The 24,830-nt window shown below is 60.8% G+C and carries 27 protein-coding genes and 1 tRNA gene; 12 read left to right on the forward strand and 16 right to left on the reverse strand.

What is annotated here, in order from left to right; genetic code table 11:
• The first annotated feature begins 126 nt into the window (after positions 1-126).
• From BR24_RS14180 to BR24_RS14210, 7 genes are read left to right on the forward strand one after another with little or no spacing between them, the layout of a single operon-like run.
• Complete coding sequence (locus BR24_RS14180; RefSeq protein WP_018125750.1) at positions 127-693, forward strand: 4Fe-4S dicluster domain-containing protein; 567 nt, start codon at positions 127-129, stop codon at positions 691-693.
• Positions 690-1,571, forward strand: coding sequence for a CoB--CoM heterodisulfide reductase iron-sulfur subunit B family protein (locus BR24_RS14185; RefSeq protein WP_496542136.1), 882 nt, complete (start codon positions 690-692; stop codon positions 1,569-1,571). The genes BR24_RS14180 and BR24_RS14185 overlap by 4 nt, the downstream gene beginning before the upstream one ends.
• Positions 1,572-3,554, forward strand: coding sequence for a 4Fe-4S binding protein (locus BR24_RS14190; protein WP_496542137.1), 1,983 nt, complete (start codon positions 1,572-1,574; stop codon positions 3,552-3,554).
• Complete coding sequence (locus tag BR24_RS14195) at positions 3,521-3,976, forward strand: hydrogenase iron-sulfur subunit (protein ID WP_496542138.1); 456 nt, start codon at positions 3,521-3,523, stop codon at positions 3,974-3,976. Before BR24_RS14190 ends, BR24_RS14195 begins: the two co-directional genes overlap by 34 nt.
• 12 nt (positions 3,977-3,988) lie before the next feature.
• A complete protein-coding gene (locus BR24_RS14200) occupies positions 3,989-4,945 on the forward strand; it encodes a 4Fe-4S dicluster domain-containing protein (RefSeq protein ID WP_496542139.1) in 957 nt (318 codons plus the stop codon).
• Positions 4,946-5,986, forward strand: a complete 1,041-nt coding sequence (locus tag BR24_RS14205) for a 4Fe-4S dicluster domain-containing protein (RefSeq protein ID WP_496542140.1) — start codon at positions 4,946-4,948, stop codon at positions 5,984-5,986. It abuts the gene before it with no gap.
• A 3-nt stretch (positions 5,987-5,989) separates the two neighbouring features.
• Positions 5,990-6,826 (forward strand): FAD/NAD(P)-binding protein, encoded by an 837-nt coding sequence (locus BR24_RS14210; protein ID WP_496542141.1) that lies wholly within the window; start codon positions 5,990-5,992, stop codon positions 6,824-6,826.
• Between the two features lie 898 nt (positions 6,827-7,724).
• On the opposite strand, the gene BR24_RS14215 is transcribed toward BR24_RS14210, so the two are convergent.
• The gene (locus BR24_RS14215) at positions 7,725-8,756 is read right to left on the reverse strand and encodes a DUF1786 domain-containing protein (protein WP_496542142.1); all 1,032 of its coding nucleotides are present in this window, start codon (positions 8,754-8,756) and stop codon (positions 7,725-7,727) included.
• Positions 8,757-8,854: 98 nt separating this feature from the next.
• Here BR24_RS14215 and BR24_RS14220 point away from each other — a divergent pair, with 98 nt between their 5' ends.
• The gene (locus BR24_RS14220) at positions 8,855-9,673 is read left to right on the forward strand and encodes an esterase/lipase family protein (RefSeq protein ID WP_496542143.1); all 819 of its coding nucleotides are present in this window, start codon (positions 8,855-8,857) and stop codon (positions 9,671-9,673) included.
• Here the strand turns inward: BR24_RS14220 and BR24_RS14225 are convergent.
• Genes BR24_RS14225 through BR24_RS14235 form a run of 3 tightly spaced genes read right to left on the reverse strand, consistent with a single transcriptional unit; the run spans position 9,664 to position 11,695 of the window.
• A complete protein-coding gene (locus BR24_RS14225; RefSeq protein ID WP_496542144.1) occupies positions 9,664-9,846 on the reverse strand; it encodes a hypothetical protein in 183 nt (60 codons plus the stop codon). The two genes, BR24_RS14220 and BR24_RS14225, sit on opposite strands and share 10 nt — an antisense overlap.
• The gene (locus BR24_RS14230; protein ID WP_496542145.1) at positions 9,839-10,327 is read right to left on the reverse strand and encodes a hypothetical protein; all 489 of its coding nucleotides are present in this window, start codon (positions 10,325-10,327) and stop codon (positions 9,839-9,841) included. Before BR24_RS14230 ends, BR24_RS14225 begins: the two co-directional genes overlap by 8 nt.
• A gap of 48 nt (positions 10,328-10,375) precedes the next feature.
• A complete protein-coding gene (locus BR24_RS14235) occupies positions 10,376-11,695 on the reverse strand; it encodes a malic enzyme-like NAD(P)-binding protein (RefSeq protein WP_496542146.1) in 1,320 nt (439 codons plus the stop codon).
• Positions 11,696-11,861: 166 nt separating this feature from the next.
• Between BR24_RS14235 and BR24_RS14240 the strand changes: the two genes are divergently transcribed.
• Positions 11,862-12,614, forward strand: a complete 753-nt coding sequence (locus BR24_RS14240) for an RNA methyltransferase (protein WP_496542147.1) — start codon at positions 11,862-11,864, stop codon at positions 12,612-12,614.
• A gap of 25 nt (positions 12,615-12,639) precedes the next feature.
• Here the strand turns inward: BR24_RS14240 and BR24_RS14245 are convergent, their stop codons facing one another.
• The 12 genes from BR24_RS14245 to BR24_RS14300 form a co-directional block, all read right to left on the reverse strand.
• Positions 12,640-13,392, reverse strand: coding sequence for an FkbM family methyltransferase (locus tag BR24_RS14245; protein WP_496542148.1), 753 nt, complete (start codon positions 13,390-13,392; stop codon positions 12,640-12,642).
• 31 nt (positions 13,393-13,423) lie between these two features.
• On the reverse strand, positions 13,424-14,311 hold the full coding sequence (locus BR24_RS14250; RefSeq protein ID WP_496542149.1) for a DMT family transporter: 888 nt from the start codon (positions 14,309-14,311) through the stop codon (positions 13,424-13,426).
• A 125-nt stretch (positions 14,312-14,436) separates the two neighbouring features.
• Positions 14,437-14,700: a hypothetical protein gene (locus BR24_RS14255; protein WP_496542150.1), complete on the reverse strand. Its 264-nt coding sequence runs from the start codon at positions 14,698-14,700 to the stop codon at positions 14,437-14,439.
• Between the two features lie 98 nt (positions 14,701-14,798).
• Entirely contained in the window at positions 14,799-15,293 is a 495-nt protein-coding gene (gene yjgA / locus BR24_RS14260) for a ribosome biogenesis factor YjgA (RefSeq protein WP_496542151.1), read from the reverse strand.
• Between the two features lie 95 nt (positions 15,294-15,388).
• Positions 15,389-15,859, reverse strand: coding sequence for a ferritin-like domain-containing protein (locus tag BR24_RS14265; protein WP_496542152.1), 471 nt, complete (start codon positions 15,857-15,859; stop codon positions 15,389-15,391).
• 324 nt (positions 15,860-16,183) lie between these two features.
• Complete coding sequence (locus BR24_RS14270; protein WP_496542153.1) at positions 16,184-16,552, reverse strand: 4Fe-4S binding protein; 369 nt, start codon at positions 16,550-16,552, stop codon at positions 16,184-16,186.
• Positions 16,553-16,565: 13 nt separating this feature from the next.
• Entirely contained in the window at positions 16,566-17,642 is a 1,077-nt protein-coding gene (locus tag BR24_RS14275) for a hydrogenase large subunit (protein ID WP_496542154.1), read from the reverse strand.
• Positions 17,642-18,031: an NADH-quinone oxidoreductase subunit C gene (locus tag BR24_RS14280; protein WP_496542155.1), complete on the reverse strand. Its 390-nt coding sequence runs from the start codon at positions 18,029-18,031 to the stop codon at positions 17,642-17,644. The genes BR24_RS14275 and BR24_RS14280 overlap by 1 nt, the downstream gene beginning before the upstream one ends.
• Before the next feature lie 22 nt (positions 18,032-18,053).
• On the reverse strand, positions 18,054-18,497 hold the full coding sequence (locus BR24_RS14285; RefSeq protein ID WP_018125729.1) for an NADH-quinone oxidoreductase subunit B family protein: 444 nt from the start codon (positions 18,495-18,497) through the stop codon (positions 18,054-18,056).
• 4 nt (positions 18,498-18,501) lie between these two features.
• The gene (locus BR24_RS14290; protein WP_496542156.1) at positions 18,502-19,350 is read right to left on the reverse strand and encodes a respiratory chain complex I subunit 1 family protein; all 849 of its coding nucleotides are present in this window, start codon (positions 19,348-19,350) and stop codon (positions 18,502-18,504) included.
• A complete protein-coding gene (locus tag BR24_RS14295) occupies positions 19,350-21,242 on the reverse strand; it encodes an NADH-quinone oxidoreductase subunit 5 family protein (protein WP_496542157.1) in 1,893 nt (630 codons plus the stop codon). Before BR24_RS14295 ends, BR24_RS14290 begins: the two co-directional genes overlap by 1 nt.
• Positions 21,243-21,471: 229 nt before the next feature.
• A complete protein-coding gene (locus tag BR24_RS14300; protein WP_496542192.1) occupies positions 21,472-22,149 on the reverse strand; it encodes a phosphoadenosine phosphosulfate reductase family protein in 678 nt (225 codons plus the stop codon).
• 94 nt (positions 22,150-22,243) lie between these two features.
• Between BR24_RS14300 and BR24_RS14305 the strand changes: the two genes are divergently transcribed.
• The 3 genes from BR24_RS14305 to BR24_RS14315 all read left to right on the forward strand — a co-directional run bounded on the left by BR24_RS14305 (position 22,244) and on the right by BR24_RS14315 (position 24,811).
• Positions 22,244-22,672: a pyridoxamine 5'-phosphate oxidase family protein gene (locus tag BR24_RS14305; protein WP_496542158.1), complete on the forward strand. Its 429-nt coding sequence runs from the start codon at positions 22,244-22,246 to the stop codon at positions 22,670-22,672.
• 60 nt (positions 22,673-22,732) lie between these two features.
• Positions 22,733-22,809, forward strand: a tRNA-Arg gene (locus BR24_RS14310).
• Between the two features lie 400 nt (positions 22,810-23,209).
• On the forward strand, positions 23,210-24,811 hold the full coding sequence (locus tag BR24_RS14315; RefSeq protein ID WP_496542159.1) for a DNA primase family protein: 1,602 nt from the start codon (positions 23,210-23,212) through the stop codon (positions 24,809-24,811).
• Positions 24,812-24,830: the final 19 nt, after the last annotated feature.

Genomic DNA, 24,830 nt, shown 5'->3' on the forward strand with positions numbered 1-24,830 from the left:
GCAATTTCACCCTTACCGCCCCCGAATATGGACAATAATCCTTCTTCGGGGTACGTTGACCACCATTTTTACGGGCTGACTTCTCGGAATGACTCCGCATCCAGCCGGAAGCGATGGAGTTTTCATATGGAAATTCTCAGTATGGGAAAGAGCTGCGACGCGACCTTCATAGAGGACGTGAAACGCGAATCGGGACAGGACCCGGCCACCTGCTACCAATGCGGCAACTGTACCGCGGGATGTCCGTATACCTTCGTATACGACATCCCGGTGAACCAGATCATGCGTCTTTTGCAGGCCGGGCAGAAGGAGCGCATTCTCAAATCGAAATCCCTCTGGCTGTGCGCCACCTGCGAGTCCTGCACCACCCGATGCCCTCAGGGTATCGACGTGGCGCTGATCATGGACGTGCTCAGGCACATGGCCCGGCGCGAGGGATACGCCGCGGAAAAGAACGTGAAGACCTTCTACGACGGATTTCTCGAATCCGTTAAGCGCCACGGCCGCGTCTTCGAAATGGGCGTCGCCGCAAACTACAACCTGAAGACCGGCCGGTTCTGGACCGGCGCCGACATCGCCCCCAAGGCGCTTTCCATCGGCAAGCTCGACTTCAGGCCCCACGAAATCAAGGGACGCGACGAGGTCAAACGCATCTTCCGCCGCTATCTGCAACGCGAGGAGGCGGGCGAATGAGCCTGATGAAGATTCCATATTATCCGGGCTGCTCACAGACCGGCTCGGCGCGCGAATACGACATGTGTACCCGCGAGTGCATGGCCGGGCTCGGCATAGAGCTGCTGGAGATCGATGACTGGAGCTGCTGCGGCTCCACCCCGGCCCATACCGTGGACCACTCGCTGGCGGCGGCCCTCTCGGCCAGAAACCTCGAACGGGTGGAGGCCATGGGCCACAAGCGGGTCACCACGCCCTGCCCGAGCTGTCTGACCAACCTCAAGACCGCCGAACACCGCCTCTCCCGCAAGGACTTTCGCGACAGGACCAACCAGCTCCTCGACCGCCCCTACGACGGCGGCGTCACCACCAAGTCCGTGCTCCAGATCATCTTCGAGGACTACGGCGTGGAAGCGCTCAAGGCGCGCGCGGTGAAGAAGCTCAAGGGCCTGAGCCTCGCGCCCTATTACGGGTGCATCATGAACCGGCCGCCCGAGATCATGCGTTTCGACCATCACGAAAACCCGGTGGCCATGGACAAGATCGTGGAGGCGCTCGGTGCCGAGGCGGCCCCGTTCCCGCTCAAGGTGGAATGCTGCGGCGCGGCGTACGGCGTTCCGCGCGCCGACGTCACGGCAAAGCTCACCGCGCGGCTGCTGGACGCGGCAGAGGACTGCGGCGCGGACGCCGTGGTCACGGCCTGCCCCCTTTGCCACATGAATCTCGACCTCAGGCAGTCGCAGGTCAACCGCAAGCAGCGTCGGGGCTTCAACATCCCGATCCTTTATATCACGCAGGTCATCGGGCTGGCGCTGGACATCGCGCCGGAGAAGCTCGGCATGAACCTGCACGCGGTAGACCCGCGCCCCCTGCTCAAAAAGCTTGAGGGAGGCGAATAAATGAGAATAGGCGTATTCGTCTGCCACTGCGGCAGCAACATCGCAGGGACCGTGGACGTGGTCAGCGTGGCCGAGGCCGCGCGACTGTTCCCGGACGTGGTCTTTTCCACGGACGAGGTCTATACCTGCTCCGAACCGGGCCAGAAAGCGATCCAGAACGCCATCCGCGAGCATCGCCTCGATGGCGTGGTGGTGGCTTCCTGCTCGCCCCGCATGCATGAGAACACCTTCCGCCGGGCCATCGAAAAGGCCGGGCTGAACCGATACATGCTGGAAATGGCCAACATCCGCGAACATGTATCGTGGATCGGCAAGGACAAGGAGAAGAACACCTTCAAGAGCACCGAGCTGGTGCTCATGGCGGTGGAGAAGCTCCGCAAGAACCGCCCGCTGGTGGCCAAGTCCTTCGACATCAACAAGACCGTCATGGTGCTCGGCGGCGGTGTGGCGGGCATTCAGGCCGCGCTGGACTGCGCCGACGGCGGACTCGACGTGATCCTCGTGGAGCGCGAATCCACCATCGGCGGCACCATGGCCAAGCTGGACAAGACCTTCCCCACCGTGGACTGCTCCACATGCATCCTCGGCCCCAAGATGGTGGACGTCTCCCAGCACCCCAATATCACGCTCATGACCTCATCGGAAATCGAAGAGGTCAGCGGGTACGTGGGCAACTTCGATGTTACGGTGCGCAAGCACGCCACCTACGTGAACAACGAGCTGTGCACCGGCTGCGGCCTGTGTGCCGAGAAGTGTCCCAGCAAGAAAGTGCCGGACCGCTTCAACGAGGCGGTGGGCAATACTACCGCCATCAACATCCCGTTCCCGCAGGCCATCCCCAAGAAGGCCTCCATAGACCCGGGACATTGCATCAAGTTCACCAAGGGCAAGTGCGGCGTGTGCGCCAAGGTCTGCCCCACCGGTGCCGTGAACTACGAGCAGCAGGACGAACTGACCGAGGTCAAAGTCGGCGCGGTCATCACCGCCACCGGCTTTTCCCTCTTCGACCATACCCGGCTGGAACAGTACGGCGGCGGACGCTATCCCGACGTCATCACCTCCCTGCAGTACGAGCGCATGCTCTCGGCCTCCGGCCCCACGGGCGGGCACGTCAAGCGCCCCTCCGACGGACGCGAGCCCAAGAACGTCGTGTTCATCCAGTGCGTCGGCTCACGCGACAAGTCCGTGGACCGACCCTACTGCTCGGGCTTCTGCTGCATGTACACCGCCAAGCAGGCCATCCTGACCAAGGACCACCTGCCCGACTCCCAGAGCTACGTGTTCTACATGGACATCCGCGCCCCGGGAAAACAGTACGACGAGTTCACCCGTCGGGCCATGGAGGAATACGGAGCGCGCTACGTCCGCGGCCGTGTTTCCATGATCTACCCGAGGGACGGATCCCTTGTGGTTCGCGGCGCGGACACGCTGGCCGGGACCCAGATGGAAGTGGACGCCGACCTCGTAGTGCTGGCCGTGGGAGCCGAGTCCGGCAAGGGCGCACCCCAGCTGGCCGAGAAGCTGCGCATCTCCTATGACCGATACGGCTTCTTCCTCGAAGGTCACCCCAAGCTCAGGCCGGTGGAGACCAACACGGCGGGCATCTTCCTCGCCGGAGCCTGTCAGGGCCCCAAGGATATTCCGTCCTCCGTGGGACAGGGCAGCGCGGCCGCGGCCAAGGTGCTGACCATGTTCTCCAAGGACAAACTGGAATCCGACCCGGCCGTGGCGCAGGTCAACCAGCGCCGCTGCGTGGGCTGCCTCAAGTGCGTGCGCACCTGCCCGTTCGGGGCCATCAAGGAAATCGAAGCACGCGACGGCTCGACCAAGGCTGAGGTCATCGACACCGTGTGCCAGGGTTGCGGCATCTGCTCCGTGACCTGCCCGCACGGTGCCATTCAGCTGAGCCATTTCACAGACAACCAGATACTCGCCGAGGTGGACGCATTATGCCTGTCATGGATGGACGAGAACTTCGCATAGTCGGCTTTCTCTGCAACTGGTGCTCGTACGGCGGCGCGGACACCGCGGGCGTGGCCCGTTTCGACCAGCCGACCGACCTTCGCGTGGTGCGCCTGCCCTGCACTGGCCGCATGGACCCGCTCTTCGTGGTCAAGGCCCTGCTCTCCGGCGCGGACGGCGTCCTCGTCTCCGGCTGCCACCCGCGCGACTGCCACTATTCCGAAGGCAACTTCTACGCCAGACGCCGCCTCGAAGTGCTCAAGCAGTTCCTGCCCGTCAGCGGCATCGACCCCGAACGCTTCGAGTATACGTGGGTATCGGCCTCCGAAGGCCAGAAATGGCAGGAAGTGGTCACCAAATTCACCGAGCGCATTCACCGTCTCGGCCCCTCGCCCGCCATCGCGGACGCCGCCGAGAAGCTGAAAGCCGCCAACCTCGGCTGATCCGGAGGAAGCATGTCCAAACTGGATACTCTCAAGGAACAGATACAAGCGGCGCTGCCCGACCTCGACTTCGTGGTCGCATGGGAACGGGGTTTCGACCCGGCCCACGCAACGCCCTATCATATCAAGGAAGAGGCTGATCTGGACCGCATGGTCCTCGACGCCACCTGTGCACACAACCTCGCGTCCTTCCTCACCGGCTTCAAGGGCAAGAAGGTGGGCGTGGTGGTCAAGGGTTGCGACTCGCGCACCGTGGTGCAGCTCATGCAGGAAAAACTCATCGACCGCGAAGCCGTCACCGTGTTCGGCGTGCCCTGCCGGGGCGTGCTGGACAAGGCCAAGCTCCGCCGCGCCGCGGACCTGTCACGGGTCGAAAGCCTCGAAACAGACGAAACCACCGTGCGCCTGAGCGTGAATGGCGAAGAGCAGGAGTTGCCGCGCGAAGAGCTGGTGGCCGACAAGTGCACCACCTGTCGCTACCCGAACCCGCTCGAATTCGACCACATGGCGGGCAAGCCGCTGGAGCCGGTGGGCAACGAGGCAACGCAGTACGCGCGCATCGAAGCCTTCGAGGAAAAACCGGTTCAGGAACGCTTCGAGTTCTGGGTGGGCGAGATGGACCGCTGCATCCGCTGCTACGCCTGCCGCAACGCCTGCCCGCTCTGCGTCTGCCGCGACCACTGCATCGGCGACTCGCGCGACCCGCACTGGCTGTCGCAGGAGACGGACATCCGCAACAAATGGATGTTCCAGCTCATCCACGCCTCGCATCTGGCCGGACGCTGTACCGAATGCGGCGAATGTGAACGCGCCTGCCCCATGGACATCCCGGTGCTCATGTTCAAGAAAAAATTCAGTTCCGCCGTCAAGGGGCTTTTCAACTACGAGTCCGGCGTGGACCCGGCGGCCATCCCGCCGCTGTTCACGTTCCAGGTGGACGAGGAAACCATCAACGAGAGGGGCTGGTAAATGGCAAAGACCGTATTCCTGCCCGAAGAGAATCTGGACGCATGGATCAAGGCCATGGCCGCAGAACGGCGCGTGATGGCTCCCGTACGTGACCACGAGGCCGTGATTTACGCGCAGGTCAACGACGCATCCGCTGTCGAGCTTGACGCGCAGGCCACCGAGTCGCCCAAGAAAGCGATCTTCCCGCAGACCGAGACCCTGCTCTCCTTCAAGCGCATGAAGTCCGCCGAATCACCCGACGCGCTGGACATCGACATCCGCGAATCCATCGAAGCCGAACCCACCGTGGTCTTCGGCGCCCGCCCCTGCGGCGTCCGCGGTTTCGCCATGTTCGACCGCGTCTACGACAACAAGCGCATCACCGACCCGTACTACAAGGCCCGCCGCGACAACACGCACTTCGTGACTATCGGCTGCGACAAGCCCATGAACGCCTGCTTCTGCCACTGGATGGGCTCCGGCCCCGCCGACGAAGACGGCACCGATGTGCTGCTCGTCCCGGTGGAAGGCGGATACGCCGCCCGCGCCGTCACCGACGAAGGCAAGAAGCTGCTCGATCTGGCCGAGACCACGACCCGAAAAGGCGTCAAAGCCGAAGCCGACGCAGTCGCCAAGCAGGCGCTGGAAGCCATGAGCGAGGCCCCGGACCTCTCGGACGTCCCCGCCAAGATCATGGACGCCTTCGACAATCTCGACTTCTGGTCCGAGATGACCGCAGCCTGCGTCTCCTGCGGGGCATGCACCTACCTCTGCCCCACCTGCTACTGCTTCAACATCACCGATGAAGCCGTCGGCCTTTCCGGCAAGCGCATCCGCACGTGGGACAACTGCATGAACCACAACTACACGCAGGAAGCCAGCGGACACAATCCGCGCCCCACCAAGGCGCACCGCATGCGCAACCGTGTGGGCCACAAATTCGGCTACTACCCGGACCTGCACGACGGCACCATACTGTGCTGCGGCTGCGGACGCTGCATCGCCCGCTGCCCCAACTCCGTGGACATCCGCCGCATCGTCATGCGGGTCAAGGAGCGATAGACCATGTGCGACTGCAAGAACCCGTATCTCCCTGAAAAGGCCACCATTCTGGAGGTGGTGCAGGAAACCGCTAACATCAAGACCTTCCGCGTCAGGCTCGACGACGAAGACAAGATGAAGGCCTTCACCTTCGAACCCGGTCAGGTCGGACAACTCTCCGTCTTCGGCACCGGGGAGTCCACCTTCGTCATCAACTCGCCCCCGACACGCATGGACTACCTGCAGTTCAGCGTCATGGAAGCAGGCGAAGTCACCCGCGCCCTGCACGGCCTCAAGGCCGGAGACAAGGTCGGCGTGCGCGCCCCGCTTGGCAACGCCTTCCCCGCACAGCAGATGAAAGGCAAGGACATCGTCTTCGTCGGAGGCGGCATCGGCATGGCCCCCCTGCGCACCCTGCTGCTCTACATGCTCGACAACCGCGACGACTACGGCAAGATCACCGTACTCTACGGCTCCCGCTCGCCCGCCGACTTCTGCTATCAGGAAGACCTCGACGAATGGATGGCCCGCGACGACATGGAACTCGTCCTCACCGCCGACACCGGCAGCGACGACTGGCAGCACCGCGTAGGACTCATCCCCCACGTCCTGCTGGACATGGAACCCGCCGCCAAAAACGCCGTCGCCGTCACCTGCGGCCCGCCGATCATGATCAAGTTCACGGTCCAGGCCCTCGAAAAGCTCGGCTTCGCACACGAAGACATCGTCACCACGCTCGAAAAACGCATGAAATGCGGCGTGGGCATCTGCGGACGCTGCAACATCGGCACAAAATACGTCTGCGCCGACGGACCGGTGTTCACCTACGCCGAACTCAAGGAACTGCCGAACGAACTGTAGTTCCTCACTGCTATTCAAAAAATAAAAAGGGGCTCTTGCGAGCCCCTTTTTTTGTGCGGGAGGAGAGGCCTCCGGCGGGCAGGGCGCTGCCCTGCAACCGGCAAAGGGGCGGACCCCCTTTGCAATCCCTGGGTTGCCCGGAAAGCAACACCGCCCAAGTAGTCCGAAAGCCTTTAGGAGAGCTCATGGTGTTGCTTTCCGGGCGCGGAACCATGGTGCTATTCTTTCTTGGCTAAAGGTTGAGGGTTAATTTGTGGGTGTGGTGCATAGCCTTTAGCCTAATGTTTACCCCAAATCCCCGTCAGCGGTGTTGCAGCTTGAACGCGAGTTGTGCGGTCGCATGGTCTCGGCAGCTGCAACTCCGCTGACAAAACAGGGTTTCCAAAGGGGGCCCGCCCCTTTGGTCCCCCTGAAAGGGTCTGCCCGAAGGGCCCGTCGGAGACATCTTTTATATTCCAAGCATTCTCCATAAAAGAAAAGCGCTCCCGGAGGCCCCTTTTTTGGTCCCAAGCGGCCTCCGCCGGGCAGGGCAGCTGCCCTGCACCCGGCAAAGGGGCGGACCCCCTTTGCAATCCCTGGGTTGCCCGGAAAGCAACACCGCCCAAGTAGTCCGAAAGCCTTTAGGAGAGCTCATGGTGTTGCTTTCCGGGCGGGTATCAATGGTGGTTTTTTTGCCTGACCGCGGAGGATAAATGCTGGATGGGGATTGCTGACAATGGGTTATGGTCTTTTGGCGTAGGCCGAAACAATATGCCCAAATCCCCGTCAGCGGTGTTGCAGCTTGAACGCGAGCTGTGCGATCGCATGGTCCCGGCAGCTGCAACTCCGCTGACAAAACAGGTTTTCCAAAGGAGGCCCGCCCCTTTGGTCCGCCTGAAGGGCCCGCCGGAGGCCTCTTTTAAATCCCAAGCATTTCCATGCCTTTGACGAGTCCGAAGCAGCCGGTGAGCATCATGTCTCCGCCGGGTGCGGGGAAGGTTGCGTCGAATCCTTGCAGCATGGCTCTTCTTGGGCCGAGTACGACGGTTTCGGGGAACTTGTCGGCCATGTTGCTGATGGCGAGAGTCAGGCAGCCGTGGCCCCATTCGTCGAAGACTTGCTGGAAGGTCAGTTTGCCTTCTCGAAAATCCTTCAGGTCCTGCCAGAGTTTTTCGGGTTTGAGGCAGCCGGTGTGTTGTTCGTAGACGCCGTGAATTCGGCCGCCGTGCAGCAGGAAGGCAATGGTGTGACTGTTGCCGATGTTGACGAGGGTCATCCCCTTGGTTCTCGCGCGTTCTTCGATTTCCGGGTCGAAGAGCGCACCGAGAACGGCTGCGGAACCAGAATCGGCGGTGACGGCGTTGTCGGCTGACTCGTGGAGGTCCTGAAGCCGGGTCATCATCTTGGGCGGGGTGTTGTAGATGAGCGCTGCGGGGTCGCCGTCATGGGTGGTCAGCAGGTCTTCCCAAATCTTGAAACGTCCCATCCGATTGGATTCCCCGGGGTGGTGGCCGTGATCCTGAGCACAGGCGGCAATGCGGTCAGGGCGGGGCAGTTCGGCGGCATCAAGGAAGCGATCCCACCAGAGGCGATCGAAGTCGAGCAACTCGAGCGGTTGATATCCCTTCGGGCACTCTTCGGTGAGGGTGACGCCCATGGCTTCGACTTTGGCGGGATCGTCGTTGAGGGTCAGGGCTGCCTGTCGGGTGGCGGCCATGGGCATTCCGGCCTTGAGGTGCTTGCGGACGGCTCCTCCGATACCGCCGCCCATGATGCGACCGTGCAGCCAGACAGGCTGACCTTGCGCAGTGTATTGCGTGAGGTATTGAGCAATACGGACCGAGGGAGTGGGCAGGATGAACTTGGGGCAGTTTTCAATTTCCCGCTCGGGGAGGTGCAGCAGGACGTCCTGTGTACCGGAGCCGATGTCGAGGCAGAGTGTGGCAGTCATGTGCGCTCCTTGTTCTTGAATGTGCTTGGGAGGTTACATCTCGCGACGCGCCTGTTCAAGTTGTTGACTCTTTTTTCGATCAGGCACATCATCGCACCATGCTTTATATATTATATGCGGTCATTGGAATTCTGGTGACACTGCCTCTGTTGCGGATGGTGCTTTTTACGGCTTCCAACCGCAGGGCCGGACAGTGGGACGAGGTTCGCGAGCTCTGCACCCGAGGGCTGTCGCTGTCCCTGCTTCGGGCGTACCTTACCGGAATTCTCAGCGAAGCCACGGCGCCTGCGCTGTTCCCGCTCGGATTGGGGCGCGAGGAAGTACCCAACGGGCGAGGTACGCCGGTCCTGCTGGTTCACGGACTGTATCATAACAGATCGGCATGGCGCTTCTTTCGCAGATCGCTTGCCGATGAGGGATTTACGAGTGTTCGCGCCATCACCTACGGCAGCTGGCGCGGCGGTTTTGATGACGCCATGACCACGGTTCGACGTGAACTGCGGCGGACGCTGGATGCGAATCCGGGTAGAAAGGTGCTGTTGGTGGGGCACAGTCTCGGCGGAGTGCTGTTGCGGGTGGTCGCCTCGGAGGAAGAGTTCCGGGAGCGCGTTGGAGCGTTGGTGACGCTCGGCTCCCCATTCGGCGGGAGCGACCTCGCGCATGTGGGCGTGGGCGCGCTGGCGCGGTCCCTCAAGCCGGACGGGGTGGCCTGTCGCGCCCAGCGTACGATCAAGGACGCGGATGTCCCCAAGCTGGCCGTCTATTCACCGGTTGACGACTTCGTCTTTCCTCTGAAGCATCTGAACCCGGGGGCGGGATGGCAGCTGCACGACTGCGAACCCATGTCGCACGTCTGGCTGCTCTACTCTCCTCAGGTCGCCGGCACCGTTTCGGCCTTCCTCAAACGCTACCGCTGATCCTCGCGCATATTGCGTTCGCAGTCCCCGAGATAGGCAAGCACCGCCTCAAGGGTTTCGTGCAACGGGCCCGGCACATCGGGAAGCCCGGCGAGCACCGCCAGCAGCTCCTGCTCGTCCACGCCCCGCTCCTTGGCGAGCTTCATCAAGTCCCGGCGCAGCTCCTCATTCATTTTCGATCACCGGAAAACCGGGAAACGGGCCGTCGCCCGAGACCGAACCACGGGGTGAACGACTGCCCGCGAGTTTGAGCCTGCTGGCCTTGCCGACCACCTCGGACAGGCGTTCGGCCGAGATATCCCAGCGTCCGGGCTCGTAACTGATCCCCCTGAGGTCGAGTACCTGCGCGGTGCCGTCAGGCGCAGTGGAGAGAATCGAAAATATCCGCTTTTCTCCGGCCTGTTCGTCCATGGTCCTGAATACGGTCATGGAATACTGATAGCCGGTCTGGTCGTTGTCCCAGTGAACCGGGGTGCGGTCCGGAGCATGACCGAGGGCGCTGGCAATGCGCAGGGCGTCCGAGCGGGTCAGCCAGCTCCCGGCGAAGCGGGGAGCGTCACTCACGGCGGAGGCGTCCATGGAATGTCGGCAGCCGCCGACCAGGGTCAGGGCGACCAGCAGGACGAGCATCGGCCCAAGGGCGTAGTGTTTCATCATTCCTCGCTTGAGGGGGGCGGCGAACCGCCCCCGGTTTCCAGACGGTTAAAAGTCGTAGCCGAAGGACTCGACAACGCCCTTGGTGCGTGCCTTGGACGCGGCCATGCGCTCTTCCAGTTCCTTGACGTATGCATCAAGATCGAGCGGCTTGCTCGCCACGCCGGTATCCATGGCGGCCTTGGCCACGGCCGGGGCGAGCCATGTCAGCACGCGGGGGTCGAGCGGCTTGGGGATGATGTAGTCGATGCCGTATTCCAGCTTGTCCACGGCGTATGCCTTGCAGATCTCGTCGGAGACCGGCTCCTTGGCGAGGTCGGCAAGCGCCTGCGCGGCGGCGATCTTCATTTCCTCGTTGATAATGCTGGCGCGGCAGTCGAGCGCGCCTCGGAAGATGAAGGGGAAGCCGAGTACGTTGTTCACCTGGTTGGGGAAGTCGGAACGGCCGGTGCCCATGATGATGTCCGGGCGGACGTCCTTGACCACCGGGTACGGGATTTCCGGGTCCGGGTTGGCGCAGGCGAAGATGATGGCGTTTTCGGACATGGTCTTGACCATCTCGGCGTTGATGGCGTCCTTGACCGAGAGGCCGAGGAACATGTCGGCGCCGTTCATGACGTCGGCGAGCGTGCCGTAGTCCTTGTCCTGCGCGTAGTGGCGCTTGAAGTCGTTCAGGTCGTCGCGTCCTTCGTGAATGAGGCCGCGCGAATCGAACATGAAAATGTTCTCGCGCTTCACGCCCATGGCCACATACAGGTCGGAGCAGGCGATGGCAGCGGCACCCGCGCCGGAGACAACGATCTTGATGTCCTCGATCTTCTTGCCGGAGATTTCAAGGGCGTTGATGATGCCTGCGGCCGAGATGATGGCGGTGCCGTGCTGGTCGTCGTGGAAGACCGGAATGTTCATCTCTTCCTTGAGGCGACGTTCGATTTCAAAGCACTCCGGAGCCTTGATATCTTCAAGGTTGATGCCGCCGAAGGTCGGGCCGAGCACGCGGCAGAAGTTGACCACGTCGTCGGGCGTGGCGGCGTCGACATTGAGATCGTACACGTCGATGTCCGCGAAAATCTTGAAGAGAACGCCCTTGCCTTCCATCACCGGCTTGGCCGCTTCGGGGCCGATGTTGCCGAGGCCGAGCACGGCGGTTCCGTTGGAGACGACTGCCACCAGGTTGCCCCTGTTGGTGTAGCGGTATGAGTCTTCCTTGTCCGCGTGGATGGCGCGGCAGGCCTCGGCCACGCCGGGCGAGTAGGCCATGGAAAGGTGCTTCTGGGTGTCGCAGGGCTTGATGGAGAAGACTTCGAGCTTACCGCGGCGCTTGTCCTCGTGGTATTTGAGCGCCTCTTCCTTGGTGAACAGTGCCATATGTGCAGCCTCCGGGGTTGTAGTACGAGAATTCGTCATTAGTAGAAGGTGCGCAACAGCGAGTCAAGATGGCGTATATCCGGCATTCACGCCCATTCGGCCATCCGCTGCACGGATTGACTCTTTCGCCGCTGTGTGACAATCAGCCATTCATCCGGAGGACTTCATGCTCGACAACGTCACGGTCGTACTGGTGCGGCCCAAGTATCCAGAAAACATAGGCTCCGTCGCCCGGGCCTGCCTGAACATGGGCTGTCCGAACCTCACCCTCGTTGCCCCGCGATACTTCGACATTGAACGTGCCATGCCGCTGGCGACCGTGCATTCCAAACATATCCTCGAGGGCGCCCGCATCACGGAAACCCTTGAGGAAGCCCTGGACGACTGCTCCGCCGCCTACGGCACCACGGCACGCACCGGCGGATGGCGCAAGGGTGTCATGGCCCCCGCCACCATGGCCGGAGTCGTGGGCGAGAAAGTCCGCATGAACGGTCAGGTTGCGATCGTCTTCGGCCCGGAGGACACGGGCATGACCAACGATGAGACGCAGCTCTGCACCGGGCTGGTGACCATCCCCACCAATCGTCAGGGGACGTCGCTCAACTTGGCCCAGGCCGTGCTGATTCTGTTGTACGAGTGCTTCAAGGAGGCGCTCTCCGAACCGTTCAGGCCCGCAGGCCCGCCGGAAGAACGGCTGTGTACCGTGAAGGAACAGGAGGCGCTGTTCTCCAATCTGCGAGAGACGCTGCTGGCCGTCGACTATCTGCGTGACACCAACACCGACTACTGGATGATGCCCGTGCGCCGCTTCATGGCTCGCATGAACCTCAAGCGCAACGAGTTCAACCTGCTCATGGGCATCTGCCGTCAGGTCAAGTGGATTGCAGGCCGGGCGTTTCCGGACCGCAAAACCGACTAGCCCCGGCTCCGGCGCGCAGGAATTGTCAGGGAAGAAGCAGCAGCGTGCCCTGAGGCACCGAGCTGAAACCGGCCTGTTCTCCGACTCGGATACCGGCCGGTTCCGTCAGGGAGTCGCGCCCAACGGAATAAAGACGCGTGTAGCCCGAGAAGGCGGCGAGCAGCCGCACCGACTCCTTCTCCGGATCGCATCCGGCTTTGGCGAGCATACGTGGGTGCAGCGAAAGCAGCACCACGGGCCGTTTCGCCGAGAGGAAATCCCGCATGGCCGGAATGGCGGCGTACTCACCGCCTTCAATGTCCATCTTCAGAAAATCCGTGTCCGCCAGCTCGTGCGAGAAAGCGTCCGCCACATCCACGGCCTCGGCCCGAAATGTGTTCTCCGCTTCGGGCTCCAGCGAACTGGTCTCGCTCTTACCGGCCTCGCCCGGAGGCGTCAGCGCTATGTGTCCCGCGTGATCGGTAAGCGCGCTGTTGTACAGAGTGCACCGCGAGGCCAGCTCGGGGTTGAGCGAAAGGTTTTTCCGCAGCTCATCAAAGGCGGCCGGGTCTGGCTCGAACGCCGTGCAGCGCCCCGCAATGCCGGCCGCATAGAGAAGCGTCGGCCCTATCCACGCGCCTGCGTCCACATAGGAACCGCCGGGCGGCAGGTAGTCTTCCAATACCTGAAACGTCGCTGGCTCCCAGCGGTTCTGCTCCACCAGTGCCCAGAACTTTTCGTAGCGGGAGGGGCGTCTCGCACGGAAGTTTCGGCCATTGACGCGGAAAGATTCGATCATACGAATCTGCTACACGCAAAAGCGAGAAAAGTCAGCCTGTTTGCGCCGCCTTGTCCTGACTTACCCACACGCCGCTCAACACGAGGGCCGAGGCAGCGTATTGCACGAGGGTCAGCTGTTCGCCGAGGATGGCCCATCCCAACAGCAAGGTTATGACCGGAATCAGGTTCACGAACGTGGACGCCTGACTGGCCGGGACCTGACTCATGCCGACGTTGTAAAGCCCGTAAGCCGCCAGCGTGACGAATACTCCGAGATAGACGATGCAGCCGATCCCGACTGGATCAAAGGCGGTCGGCAGCTCCGTGGTCGGCAGAAAGAGCAACGGGAAGAAGAACGCCGTGCCGATGAAGGCCTGTATCATGGTCAGGAACCACGGACCGTAGCGTGGGCTGAGGCGCTTGAGGGTAATCATGTAGCCGGTGGCGCAGACCATTGCCAGAAACTCCAGAAAGTTCCCCAGCGCCGGGTTCGGCGCAGTCTCGGTCGTTTCCGCGGCGGCCGAAAGCAGGATCGCCCCGCTGATGGCCAGCCCGAAACCGACCATGGTGCGCCTGGAGATGGTCTCTTTGAGCAGCACTGCGGCAGGGAACGCCACCAGAAGCGGCACCAGAGCGCAGATCATTCCGGCCTGAGACGCGTCTGTGTACGTCAGCGCCATGGACTCGAACACGAAGTAGAAGCCCGGTTCGCAGATCCCCATGAACAGCAGCGGCTTCCAGTCCCCTTTGCGGTACTCGACATTCCTGAAGCTCCGGATGACCGTGAGAAAACACAGGCTGGCAACCAGCATCCGGCCGAAGACAATGACCATGGGGTCGTATGCCTGAAAGCCGATCTTGAGTACGACAAAGGAGCTCGCCCAGAGGCAGGCGCCGCCGAACAGGGCCAGATATGCGCTGAGAGGTGCTGTTCTCACTATGAATCTCCGGATGCAGAACACGCTGCCTGCCACCCTTTGCGGTCACGGGGAAAAGTCTGACGCGCAAAAAAGCGCCCGGATTCGCAGTGACGAATCCGGGCGATGCGCTCGGGAAGAATCAGTTAGCGGCAGACGGCAAGCAGGTTGATCGGCTTGTATCCGTTCTCGGGGTTCTCCGCGTAGCGGCAGCCCAGACGAGAGTCGTCGCGCTTGTTGATGATGTCCTTGTCGGAACCGGCGTAGTGCGGACATTCATTGTTGTTGCAAACCACAATGACACCCCATCCGCTTTCCGGCGGCGCCAGCCAGGCTTCCATGGGGATATTGCAGTGGGGACAGACGCGATCTTCAAGCTCGGTTACGATACCGGCATATTCATGTTTCACTTTGATTCGCTCCTTTCGGCCGAAAGGCCGTGGTGTGTTCTCTTCACGCTTATAGAAATAAGGTCGAACGGCTCCGCGTCAAGGTTTGACGACGAAGCTCAGCTCTCCTGTTCGCGCAACATGCGAAACAGCGCTCTGGATGCCTTGGGCGTCTTGCCCTTGGCCCTCTCGCTCCGTGCGTTGCGCACCAGCTGGCGGAAGTGCTGCCCGTCGATATCCGGATACCGCTCGTACACTTCGTCCACGGCGGAATCGTCACCGTCCACCAGCCTGTCGCGAAGATGCTCCACGGCATGAAACGCGCGAGTGCCAATACGGTGCGCCTCGTCGAGCCCCGCAATGAACTCGCGGATATCACCGAGGTCGATATCACGCATCATCTTGCCGATGAGTTGCATCTGGCGCCGCCTGGCCTCGTTCTTGGTCAACGACTTGTAAAACAACAGCTCGTCGCGCAAGTCTTCCGGCATGTCGGCCTTGCGAAGCGTCTCCTCGCCCAATTCGGCCAAACGCTGCCCCAGCTTCTGCCTTTCGGTGGCGTCGCGCTTGAGCTGCGACCGACTCGGCGGTCTGTAATCATCCTGATCGTGCATACACGTCTCCTGAGCCAAGTGCGATACACCACGAATCAAATTGCTTCAAGCGAGATCACACGCCGAATCTCAATACTCTCCGGAAGGATACAAGACTAAAGCATGGCCGCCAGCTTTCGCAGGTGCCGGCGCTCCTCCTCCACGCACTCCCGGACATGCTCTTTCTCGCTGTCCGGAACCATCCGCTCCATCTCCGTAAAAAACAATATCGTGTCACGCTCGAATTTCATCGCGAACCGCAACGCATCCTCGTCAGTCTCAAGTTTCTCCTGAAGCGAGTCGCCCCAGCTGCCGCCAAGCAGAATATGCGTGTCGATCAGATCATGCAGATACCTCGCATACTCCTCGGAATCACTCCACGCCGGCAATTCGATCTCACCCAGCTCGCCAAGCATCCCGGAAAAGATCGCCCGGTGCCTGCGCTCCTCCTCACGCAAAAACTCGAACGCTTCACGCGTCCCCACACTCTGCGCACGGCCAGCCAACTTCTCGTACATGGCCTCGCCCTTCGTCTCGATATCCACCGCAGCCTGTACAATCTCATTCGCCCTGAAAAAACTCGCCATACCTGTACTCCTTATCTCTTTGCGAAACATGGTTCGCGACATACTGCATGCTCTTCCAATAGAATCAGAAAACTACATCAGAAAAGATACCGGCTCAACCGTGTTGCAGGGCCTCCGCTGGGCCTTTCAGGCGGACCAAAGGAGCGAGTCCCCTATGGAAACCCTAATCTGTCAGCGGGGCTGCAGCTGCTATATTCATGCGAGCGAGCACCCGGGGATTGCAAAGGGGGCCGGCCCCTTTGCCGGGTGCTGGGCAGCGCCCCGCCCGCCGGAGGCATCCTCCCCTGACGAAAAAGCCCCCGCCGGGTGGCGGGGGCTTCAGGGTTATTCTTCTTTTTTGGCTTTCTTCTTGGGCTTGGGCGGTTCGCCGTGCATGACGATCATCTGCCGTTCCACGGCGGGTGAGCGGTGCACGTCGTAGAAGTGCAGGCACTTGGTGGGACAGGTGTCGGCGCAGATTCCGCAGTAGACGCACAGGAACGGGTCGCACTGCCAGAGGCCGGTTTTCTTGTCCACGGTGATGCACTGCGCGGGGCATTTTCTGGAGCAGGTGCCGCAGAAGATGCAGTTGTCGATGTCGTTGTAGAGTTCGCCCCTGAATCCTTCAAAGGGTTCGCGCTTTTCGAAGGGATAGTTGCGCGTGGCCTTTTTGGTCATCAGGTTGCGGAGGACGAGGGGTGTCATGTTCATCATGATGCTGTTCCTCCTAGCGTTCCGTGCAGCTTATGCACGGGTCGATGGACAGGATGATGACCGGCACGTCGGCCAGTTCGCATTCGGGCAGCATCGCGATGAGCGGCGGCACGTTGGCGAAGGTCGGGGTGCGGATGCGCAGCCTGTCCAGATTCTTGGTCCCGTTGGCCTTGATGTAATAGGAGCATTCGCCGCGCGGCTGTTCCACGCGGACGTAGGTCTCTCCATCGGGCTTGCCTTTGACCTTGGCGGCCAGTTCGCCTTCGGGAAGTTTCACGATGGCCTGACGCACGAGGTCGATGGACTGGTACACTTCGTGGAAGCGCACGTAGGAGCGGGACCAGCTGTCACCGTCGGGGCCGACGACCGGCTTGAAGTCGAGGTCGGCGTAGGCGCCGTAGCCGGTCATGCGGGTGTCCTGCGCGATGTTGGAGCCGCGCATGGTGGGACCGACAGCGCCGAGCTCGTAGGCCTGCTCCGTGGTCATGACGCCGATGCCCTTGGTGCGGGCGCAGACGGTGTAGTCGTTGAGGATGACTTCTTCCATCCTCTTGACTTCCTTTTCGACGATTTCGAGTTCGGACAGGATCCAGCGGAGCTGCTCTTCGCTCAGGTCGGTGCGTACGCCGCCGATGACGTTGACGGACACGATGACCCGGTTGCCTGCGGTGGCTTCGTTGATGTCCATGATGCGTTCGCGGACTTTCCAGAACTGCATGAACAGGGATTCGAAGCCGAAGGCGTCGGCAAAGAGGCCGAGCCAGAGCAGGTGCGAGTGAATGCGGTGCAGTTCGGACCAGATGATGCGCAGGAAGCGCGCACGATCCGGCACTTCAACGTCCATGATGTCTTCGATGCCCTGCGAGTAGCAGACAGCGTGGATCATGGAGCAGATGCCGCAGACGCGCTCGCAGACCTGAATCATCTGGTGATAGTCGCGGATTTCGCAGAGCCGTTCGAGGCCGCGGTGCACGTATCCGAGCGCCGGCAGGGCCTCCTTGACGATTTCGTCCTCCACGGCGAGCTTGACGTGGATGGGCTCCGGAAGGACCGGATGCTGGGGTCCGAAGGGGATGATGGTTCTTGCCATTATTCGGCACCTCCTTCCTTCGGGTCGATCTTGACGTTGTTAACCATGGGAACGGTGACGGCGGATATCTCTTCGTCGAGCAGAAGCGAGCGATTGAAGTCCAGCGCGAGTCCGTCGAAGGTGATGTCGTACTGGTCGCGCATTTCGTTCTCGCCGATGATGGCGGCGAAGAAAACGCCGCTGATGCTCGGCACGCTCTGTTTCAGATCCACGCCGGACATGCGCAGGTGTACCAGGCTCAGGTCTCTGTCGAAGTGGTAGATGATCTCCGCTTCGGCTTCGCCGGTCTGGCGGCAGGTCATGCTCACCAGGCGGTACCCCTCGTTCTTCATGCGCATGGTCTCGCTGACCACGTTCTCGATGGTGACGGGGAATTCTTTTCCTTGCACGTATATTACTCCCTGCGAGGCCCTAGTCGGCGGCCTCGACCTTTTCGGCGAACTTGTTCAGGGCCTCGACCACGCCGTCGATGATGGCTTCGGGCTTGGACGGGCAACCGGGCACGTAGACGTCCACGGGGATGACCTTGTCCACGCCGCCGACCACGTTGTAGGCGTCCCTGAAGACGCCGCCGGACAGCCCGCACGCGCCGATGGCGATGACGGCCTTGGGCTCGGGCATCTGGTCGTAGATGTTCTTGAGCACTTTCTTGTTGCGGTGGTTCACCGTGCCGGTGACCAGCAGCACGTCGGCATGCTTCGGGTTGCCCACGTTGACGATGCCGAAGCGCTCCACATCGTAAAGGGGCGTCAGGCAGGCCAGCGTCTCAATGTCGCAGCCGTTGCATGAGCCGCAGTCGAAGTGGACGAGCCACGGCGACTTTATTCTCGATTTCTTGATGAACTTTTTCAGCATGAAGCTACCCCGCGTTCAGCCAGATGAGGTTCACGACGGCCATCAGCAGGCCGATGCTCCAGACGTACTTGAGCATCCAGCGCCAGGTCATGCGGGCCGTGGCGTTGTCGAGCACGATCTCGACAAAGTAGGTGGCCAGCAGCAGAGCGGCGCACCAGACGATGCTTGTGGACCAGAACATGGCGATAATGCCGAGAACCAGAATGGTTTCGTACCAATGAGCCACTTCCACGAGTCCGAGGAACGGGCCCGCGTATTCCGTGGTGACGCCCTTGACCAGCTCCTGATGCCCGTGGTGGGAGGTGGAGAAGTCGAAAGGCGATTTACGCAGTTTGATGGTCAGGGCGTAGGTCAGCACGATGAACAGCAGCGGCATCTTGGCGATGAGCGGCTCGGGGTGATCGAGGATCACGCCGACGTTGAAGCTGCCCGTCACGAGGTACATGCCCGCGAAGACCAGAATGAGCAGCGGCTCGTAGGTCAGGATCTGCACCAGCTCGCGCTGTGCGCCCACCTGACTGTACGGAGACTTGGCCGCCAGCGCGCCCATTACCATGAACACGGCCCCAGCCGCCTGCACGAAGAAGATCAGCAGCAGGTCGGCCTGGGCAAAAAACAGGGCCACGGAGAGCGCGGCGCCCAGCAGGTAGGTCCACGCGCAGAAGATCTGCCAGCGGTTGACCACCATGGACTCTTTGCCGAAGAGCTTGGCCACGTCATAGAAGGCCTGCATGACCGGAGGCCCTTTGCGGGACTGCATCCATGCGGTCACGCGGCGGTCGACACCGGCCAGCAGACCACCGAGAACCGGGGCAAGCACCAGTCCGATGAGAGCAAGAACTATTGCTTCCATTAGAGAGCACCTCCCATCATCAGCACGATCAGGGCGCAGGCGGCCGCATTGACCCAGAAGGTCAGCCGCTCTTCACCAAAGAGCTCGCCCAGATAATAGTTTCCGGCGGCATAGGGCACCGCCACGTTCATGGGACCGTTGAAGTCGGTTTCGCCGATGTTGGCGCCGCCCATGTAGGGACGGGACTCCTTGATGCCGCCGCCCTTGACGGTGCGGCGAATGATGTACAGCAGGCCAAGCCCCGCAACGATAAACAGCGGGTAGACCATGAAGCCGCCCATGGCCGAGTTCAACATGCCGTAATGCACGGAGAACGGAGCCTGGGTAAACATGGGCGCGACCCATGCGCTGTAGATGGGCGGAGCCAGGAAGCTGAAGCCCACGGCCATGAGGCACAGGAGCATCAGCGGCGCGCTTATCAGCAGCGGCTGCTTTTCCGGGGCCGCGTCGGAGGGACGGGAGCCCATGAGGATTCCGGCCCAGCGTGCCCAGTAGACCACGCTCACCGCGCTTCCGAGCGCCAGCAGGATGATCAGCACCATGTTGCCGGAGGCGGCTTCAAGAGCCATCCACTTGGACATGAGCACGCCGAAGGGCGGCAGAAGCATGCTGACAATACCTATAATGGTAATGAGCGCCGTGCGCGGATGCGTTGCGTAAAGACCGCGCATGTCTTCGATGTCCTTGCTGCCGATGGCCTGCTCGATGGTGCCGACGCACAGGAAGAGCAGCGCCTTGGAGACGGCGTGGAAGATGATGAGCATGATGGCGGCGGTCATTGCCAGCGGCGTGTTGATGCCCGCGCAGGCGATGATCAGGCCGAGGTTCGAGATGGTGGAGTACGCCAGAATCTTCTTGCCGTTGCTCTGCCCCACCGCCATGGCGGCGCAGGCCACGAACGTGAAGGCGCCGCAGAGCGCTATGCCGTAGCCGAGGAAGGTTCCCTCGTAGATGGGCGCAAAGCGCAGCACGATGTAGACGCCCGCCTTGACCATCGTGGAAGAGTGCAGCAGTGCCGAGACCGGAGTCGGGGCGACCATTGCGCCCAGCAGCCAGCTCTGGAACGGAATCTGCGCGGCCTTGACGAATCCGCCGATACAGACCAACCCGACGGCCAGCAGCATGGGACCGGAAGAGTCGGCGGTGGCGATGATGTTCTGGATGTCCAGAGAACCGGTCTGCACATAAAGCCAGACGATTCCGCTGAGCAGCATAAGCCCCCCGGCGCTGCCCATCCACAGAGCGCGCAGCGCGTTGCGCGGCGACTCCAATTTTTCATCATGCCCGATAAGGATAAAGGAACAGAACGTGGTCATCTCGAAGAAGAGATAGAGCCACAGCATGTTGTTGGTCAGCACCAGTCCGTTCATCACGCCGATGAGAAGCACCAGGAACAGGAAGAATCTCGGCTGCTTGGACTTTGCGAGATTCTGATGTGCCTCATGCCTTTTCATATACGGAAGTCCGTAAAGGCAAATGATGGAACCGACCACGGAAATGACCAGCACCATAATGAGAGAAAGGTTGTCAGCGGCAATAGGTACCGTGACGGCATCGTGGTCCAGAATCAGGAACTCAAAAACGGCCAGCAGAACCAGCTGCGTTCCGGTGAACGCCTGCACCAGCACGTTTTTGAATTTGAAACCGAAATAAAGGACCGTTGCGAGAAGGGCGAAGTCGGCCACCGCGACTATCGCGCCCCACTCCAGTCCCATCACATCTCCCAACACCACAGTCGACGGGACTTGCCCCATCAGAGCGACCGCGGAAACGGTCACCACTACTGCGGTGGCCGCGACCAGTATGGTCCGCGCCACGCTCATTCTCAGAACGTAACACCCCACACCGGCTGCGATCGGGAACAGGATGAGTGAAAGCAGCAAGTTGGTCATGAACACCTCTTACTTAGGGGTCTCTGGCTCATTATATCCGCACGGCACCGCAACCCGTGTTTCCCCTTCACCGGATAAAACCGTCGGATATAGCCTCTGCCTCAATCGAAATCACACAGATCACAGGGTGATATTCGAGTAATGGTCTTTCTTACCCGAAAATACAACCCGGTTCAAGAATGTATTGATATTTCATATTCCTATACCAATCGAGTCTTTTTGACCGAAACTAGAAATACCCCAGCGCGGTCAACTCGTTCATAACCCGCTCCTTGCGGGAATCGCGGCCGGCTCGCTCCCCTCCGCTTCCGGCTTTTTCGGTGCACGGGACACACCCGAGGGAACGGTAGCCACGGGCGTACAATTCGCAATGCGGAAGATCCGCGAGGTGATGAAATGCCCAGACGTCCGTCTCGGTCCAGTCCAGAATCGGATTGATCAGGCGATGGTCCGGCCCGGTGCGTTCTTCCACTGCGGAGCGACCGGCACGGTCGGGGTGCTCGTCACGCCGGATTCCGGTGATCAGCGCCTTGAGACCTGTCTCGGAGACGGCGCGCAGAAGCGGCTCGACCTTGAGGTCGCGACAGCATTGAAGCGGATCTGTAGCCACAGGGTAGGTCCCGGTATCCACGGAAGGTTCGGCCACGTGGACGTCGATGCTCCATCTCCTCGCGAGCTCGCGACGGAAACGGACGACTTCGGGAAATTTGAAGCCCGTATCCACGCAGACTGCGCGGACCGGCCCGCCCCCCAAATGCTGCAGAACCTCCCTCCACAGGAGCAGGGCCGCCGTGGAATCCTTTCCACCCGTCCAGGCAACCCCGATTTCCGCAACATTCTCGCGCGCCTGCTCCATGAGCAACCCCTCGGCGCATTCGATCTTCCGCAGAAGATTGTTGCAATTCATGGCTTCCACTTTGCCCCCGCACAAGATCAATTGCAAGCACGCTTGCACTTTTTTCCGTAACTCGTTTATTCTGCACGAAGAATAAGGAGTCTACATGAATCAGGACATGATCGATCTCGCCACGGCCAAGGATATATGCGTCATGGGCACCCACGGAGAGCAGAGCCCCCATCTCTCGCTCATGGCTTATGTGCGCGACCCTGAGACCGGTTGCTTCATCCTTTATACGCATCCGGACACGGGGAAATGGGTTAACCTGCGGGCCGACCCGAGGCTGAGCCTGCTCATCGACAGCCGGGATGACGACCTGCCCGGGAGGCGCGACCAGGCCAAGGCCCTTACCGTTACCGCCGTACATCAGGCCATCGCCCCTCAGGAGGAAGAACGGCTCAGGGAAATCTTTCAATTGCGGCATCCGCACATGGCTGATTTCATTGAGGACGGCGCGGTGATGATCCGCGCAGAGCCGCGCAGTTACAAGCTCCTCACCGGAATCGACAGGATCGAATACGAAGAAGTGTGAACTTTTTTCAAAAAACGCTTGACGATCCGGGCTTCCGTCCGTAGACATTACCTCCGTTGCGCGCCCGTAGCTCAGCTGGATAGAGTGCCGGACTACGAATCCGTAGGTCGGAGGTTCGAATCCTCCCGGGCGCGCCACAAATTTCAAGAGGTTACATGCATTACTGCATGTGGCCTCTTTTTTTTGGGCTACCCTATAGCTACCCAAATCTCGCCCCATTAGCCTTACGCCTCTGCACAGCACCTGAGAAAAACGCGGGCGCGGTAGCGACCGCATCCACTTCGAACAGGGGGCTGGCCGCATGCCCTCCCCCCTCCCCCCTTTCTTTAAAAGACTTCGCAAAAGGTCACTCTGCCGAGAGTGCCGCCTCTAGGCATTACGGGTCCTTCGCCACGAAGAGCCCGCAGGGGTCGCTCTCATCTCGGGTTTCTCGCGCGGGGCTATCTCCGAAATGGAATGGAAAATGGAATCGCGTTTTCCGTAGTGCCTTTCGTGTAACCGCCCTTCCCACCTGTGTTACCTCTGGAGACTTCTCCCATGCCTAACTCTCAGTCGCAACACCCAGAAGAAATTAAGAAAGCTGTCACTGAGCGCGCTCAAAACGAGCAGCGGGAGTTTGGCAGTGCGAATCCCAGTGGCAAAGAGCCAATCACCGATCGGTTCTATGAGCAATGCTTCTGGGAGGATCAGGACGGTGACGCCGATCTGTTCCGGAGGATCTTCGAGGGTCGTCTTGTGTACGACTACCGCGAGGACGCATGGTACCGCTTTGAGGACCATTCATGGCGCCGGCTTTACGGCGAACAGGTCCTCTCGTGCACTCGCGATCTGGTCAAGGAATGGACCCGCGCCATGTGGCGATACCAGAAGCGGCGGCAAGAAACGAGCGACGGTGATGAATGTGATCGTCTCGAAAAATGGGAGAAGCGCTTCAAGAGCCGCGCCGACTCTCTCAAGAAGATCACGCGCAAGCGATCTATCATTTCGCTGGCCAAGACCATGGACGACTTCCTGTTCCACGGGGAGTGGGATCAAGTCCCGCTGCGCTTCGCCTGCGCCAACGGCGTCATCAACCTCGAAACCTTCGAGCTGGAGCCGGGGCGACCGCAGGATTACATCCGCACTGCCAGCCCAGCCGAGTATGACCCGGACGCAAAGTGCGATACCTGGGAACAGTTCCTTCTCGAAATATTCGACGGTGATGTGGAGACCATCGAATATATTCAGAAGGTATTCGGTTACTCCATTACTGGCTTGGCGAACATCAACCGGTTCCATCTGTTTTACGGTGAGCATGGCCAGAACGGTAAGGGCACCATGCTGGAAACGCTGTTTCAGGTGTTGGGTGACTACGCCTCGCCGATCCAGTCCGAAATGCTGCTCGATCGTGGCGTGCCCAAGAATCCGGACGCGCCGTCAGCATCATTATACGATCTCTACGGCAAGCGCGTCATATGGGGATCGGAGACCGAGGAAAACCGACGATTCAGCGCTGCCGCAGTCAAGTTTCTTGCCGGCGGGGATACGGTCTGGTGTCGCGCTCCCCACGCCAAGGAACCGATCAAGTTTCCACCCACACACTCCCTGTTCCTGCTGACGAACCATCGCCCGGGCATTTCGGCCAAGGAGACCGCGTTCTGGTCACGCTGCCGGGTGGTCCCCTTCAACCTCTCATTCGTGGAAAATCCGCGGCAGAGTTTCGAACGCCCCTACAACCCGAAGTTGAAGCTGGAGCTGACGCAAGAGCTGCCCGGCATCCTGCGATGGATCGTTGACGGCTGTCAGAAGTGGCAGGCCGACGGCCATCTTGAATGGAGCCAGGCCGTCAAGGAAGCCACCACAGGCTACCGGGATGAAGTGGACATTTGCCTCAAGTTCTTCCGCGAGGTGTGTGTCGAAAACGAACAGAGCAGAATCCAGTCCTCGGATCTGTACACGGCGTTCAAGGTCTGGGCGCTTGAGTCCGGAGTACAGCAGAAACGCTACCTGTGGAGCTCCAACAAGTGGGGCCGGGAGATGACCGCTTTCGTGCAGCGAACGCCCGGAATCAGCAAGACGGACTCGAAGAAGTCGAGCGTGGTGCACTACCTCGGCTTCACTGTGAGCGAAGACTACTGGAAGGCCGTCCATGATGAATAGGATCACCGATGGTCACAGA

It is taken from the genome of Pseudodesulfovibrio halophilus DSM 5663 (assembly GCF_059568665.1).

Excerpts from the sequence above, each read along its gene's own strand:
- BR24_RS14180 (WP_018125750.1), top strand. The coding sequence starts at position 127 with ATGGAAATTCTCAGTATGGGAAAGAGCTGCGACGCGACCTTCATAGAG.
- BR24_RS14185 (WP_496542136.1), top strand. The coding sequence starts at position 690 with ATGAGCCTGATGAAGATTCCATATTATCCGGGCTGCTCACAGACCGGC.
- BR24_RS14190 (WP_496542137.1), top strand. The coding sequence starts at position 1,572 with ATGAGAATAGGCGTATTCGTCTGCCACTGCGGCAGCAACATCGCAGGG.
- BR24_RS14195 (WP_496542138.1), top strand. The coding sequence starts at position 3,521 with ATGCCTGTCATGGATGGACGAGAACTTCGCATAGTCGGCTTTCTCTGC.
- BR24_RS14200 (WP_496542139.1), top strand. The coding sequence starts at position 3,989 with ATGTCCAAACTGGATACTCTCAAGGAACAGATACAAGCGGCGCTGCCC.
- BR24_RS14205 (WP_496542140.1), top strand. The coding sequence starts at position 4,946 with ATGGCAAAGACCGTATTCCTGCCCGAAGAGAATCTGGACGCATGGATC.
- BR24_RS14210 (WP_496542141.1), top strand. The coding sequence starts at position 5,990 with ATGTGCGACTGCAAGAACCCGTATCTCCCTGAAAAGGCCACCATTCTG.
- BR24_RS14215 (WP_496542142.1), bottom strand. The coding sequence starts at position 8,756 with ATGACTGCCACACTCTGCCTCGACATCGGCTCCGGTACACAGGACGTC.
- BR24_RS14220 (WP_496542143.1), top strand. The coding sequence starts at position 8,855 with ATGCTTTATATATTATATGCGGTCATTGGAATTCTGGTGACACTGCCT.
- BR24_RS14225 (WP_496542144.1), bottom strand. The coding sequence starts at position 9,846 with ATGAATGAGGAGCTGCGCCGGGACTTGATGAAGCTCGCCAAGGAGCGG.
- BR24_RS14230 (WP_496542145.1), bottom strand. The coding sequence starts at position 10,327 with ATGAAACACTACGCCCTTGGGCCGATGCTCGTCCTGCTGGTCGCCCTG.
- BR24_RS14235 (WP_496542146.1), bottom strand. The coding sequence starts at position 11,695 with ATGGCACTGTTCACCAAGGAAGAGGCGCTCAAATACCACGAGGACAAG.
- BR24_RS14240 (WP_496542147.1), top strand. The coding sequence starts at position 11,862 with ATGCTCGACAACGTCACGGTCGTACTGGTGCGGCCCAAGTATCCAGAA.
- BR24_RS14245 (WP_496542148.1), bottom strand. The coding sequence starts at position 13,392 with ATGATCGAATCTTTCCGCGTCAATGGCCGAAACTTCCGTGCGAGACGC.
- yjgA (WP_496542151.1), bottom strand. The coding sequence starts at position 15,293 with ATGCACGATCAGGATGATTACAGACCGCCGAGTCGGTCGCAGCTCAAG.
- BR24_RS14265 (WP_496542152.1), bottom strand. The coding sequence starts at position 15,859 with ATGGCGAGTTTTTTCAGGGCGAATGAGATTGTACAGGCTGCGGTGGAT.
- BR24_RS14270 (WP_496542153.1), bottom strand. The coding sequence starts at position 16,552 with ATGATGAACATGACACCCCTCGTCCTCCGCAACCTGATGACCAAAAAG.
- BR24_RS14275 (WP_496542154.1), bottom strand. The coding sequence starts at position 17,642 with ATGGCAAGAACCATCATCCCCTTCGGACCCCAGCATCCGGTCCTTCCG.
- BR24_RS14285 (WP_018125729.1), bottom strand. The coding sequence starts at position 18,497 with ATGCTGAAAAAGTTCATCAAGAAATCGAGAATAAAGTCGCCGTGGCTC.
- BR24_RS14290 (WP_496542156.1), bottom strand. The coding sequence starts at position 19,350 with ATGGAAGCAATAGTTCTTGCTCTCATCGGACTGGTGCTTGCCCCGGTT.
- BR24_RS14295 (WP_496542157.1), bottom strand. The coding sequence starts at position 21,242 with ATGACCAACTTGCTGCTTTCACTCATCCTGTTCCCGATCGCAGCCGGT.
- BR24_RS14300 (WP_496542192.1), bottom strand. The coding sequence starts at position 22,149 with ATGAATTGCAACAATCTTCTGCGGAAGATCGAATGCGCCGAGGGGTTG.
- BR24_RS14305 (WP_496542158.1), top strand. The coding sequence starts at position 22,244 with ATGAATCAGGACATGATCGATCTCGCCACGGCCAAGGATATATGCGTC.
- BR24_RS14315 (WP_496542159.1), top strand. The coding sequence starts at position 23,210 with ATGCCTAACTCTCAGTCGCAACACCCAGAAGAAATTAAGAAAGCTGTC.